The organism is Micropruina sp. (genome assembly GCF_027492755.1).
Classification (GTDB): Bacteria; Actinomycetota; Actinomycetes; order Propionibacteriales; family Propionibacteriaceae; genus Micropruina.
Genome location: NZ_JAPUED010000006.1, coordinates 2,924 through 4,290, shown reverse-complemented (window position 1 = coordinate 4,290; position 1,367 = coordinate 2,924). Strand labels below are relative to the sequence as shown.

The window sequence follows — 1,367 nt, the reverse complement described above, 5'->3', positions numbered from 1 at the left end:
CCGGCGTCGGCTTCCTGCTCGGCACCGTCGCCTTCCTGATGGGCCCCAACTGGGTGTTCGTCTGGGTGTCCATCGCGGTCATCCTGGCCGGCGCCGTCGTCGGCGGCATCATGCGCAAGATGGGTCTGGGCCAGGCCTGACGATGGGTGTGCTGGACGAGATCGTCGCCGGCGTTCGCGAGGATCTCGACGAACGTCGTGCGCGCCGCAGCCTGGAGGAGTTGGCCGCGGTGGTGGCCACCATGGGCGGCACCCGCGACCCGATGCCGGCTTTCCGGGCCGCACCGCTGGCGGTGATCGCCGAGGTGAAGCGGTCCAGCCCCAGCAAGGGTGCGTTGGCCGATATTCCCGATCCGTCCGCGCTGGCCGCGCAGTACGCCGCGGGCGGGGCGTCCGCGATCTCGGTGCTTACCGAACGGCGCCGGTTCAACGGTTCCCTGGCCGACCTGGAGGCCGTCCGGGCCGCCGTCGACACGCCGCTGCTGCGCAAGGACTTCATCGTCACCGACTACCAGCTGTGGGAGGCCCGGGCCGCCGGCGCCGACCTGGCGCTGCTGATCGTGGCGTCTTTGACCGACGACGAGTTGACCGCGCTGATGGCCACCGCGAAGTCGCTGGGCCTGACCGCTTTGGTAGAGGTGCACACCCCCGACGAGACCCGCCGGGCAGTCGACGCCGGTGCGCCCCTGATCGGGGTCAACAACCGCAACCTGCAGACCCTCGACGTCGACCTCGCCCAGTTCGAGCGCCTGGTCGGCCTGATCCCCGGCAACGTGGTAAAGGTCGCCGAATCCGGGATCCTGTCGGTCGCCGACGTCCGCCGCGTCTCCGACGCCGGTGCCGACGCCATCCTGGTCGGCGAAGCCCTAGTCAAGCACGGCGATCCCCGGACCGCCGTCGCCGACTTCATCGCCGCCGGCTCCTGATCCCCGCGGACGGCTCCTTCGGTCACCTCGAACGCCGGGGACGGTTCTTCCGCATTCGAATTTCGAACGTCGCAGAACCGTCCCCAGGCGTGCGAGATTCGCATTTTCGGGGACGGTTCTTTTCGGTCCATCCCGGGTCAAGCACGGGAGGACGAGACGGTGGTCCGAGACGAAGGATCTCGACAGGCTCGATCAACGGCGGGCGCCCTTGGCTTCGGCAAGTTCAACCGGCGGTGCAGGGGAGACTGGGGTGGTGAGCACACCCCGGCTGTATCCGATCTCGCGCAGCGGGCCCGGACGGCTGTGGACGATGGCCGCCCCGGAGGGCGACGACCGGCTGGAGGAGCAGATCGAGCTGCTGCGCGACGCGGGGGTGACCACCCTGGTCAGCCTGCTCGACGAGCGTGAGGCGGCCGGCCTCGGTTTGGCGGACGAGCGCGTC

General features: G+C 69.9%; 3 protein-coding genes. All 3 read left to right on the top strand.

Annotated elements, in window-relative coordinates:
- Window positions 1–14: 14 nt before the first annotated feature.
- Window positions 15–140, top strand: coding sequence for an HGxxPAAW family protein (locus tag Q0066_RS17515; RefSeq protein ID WP_366521487.1), 126 nt, complete (start codon window positions 15–17; stop codon window positions 138–140).
- A 2-nt stretch (window positions 141–142) separates the two neighbouring features.
- A complete protein-coding gene (gene trpC, locus Q0066_RS00395) occupies window positions 143–925 on the top strand; it encodes an indole-3-glycerol phosphate synthase TrpC (RefSeq protein WP_298128923.1) in 783 nt (260 codons plus the stop codon).
- A gap of 253 nt (window positions 926–1,178) precedes the next feature.
- Window positions 1,179–1,367, top strand: a 189-nt coding sequence (locus tag Q0066_RS00390; RefSeq protein ID WP_298128922.1) for a hypothetical protein, incomplete at its 3' end; no start/stop codon positions are given.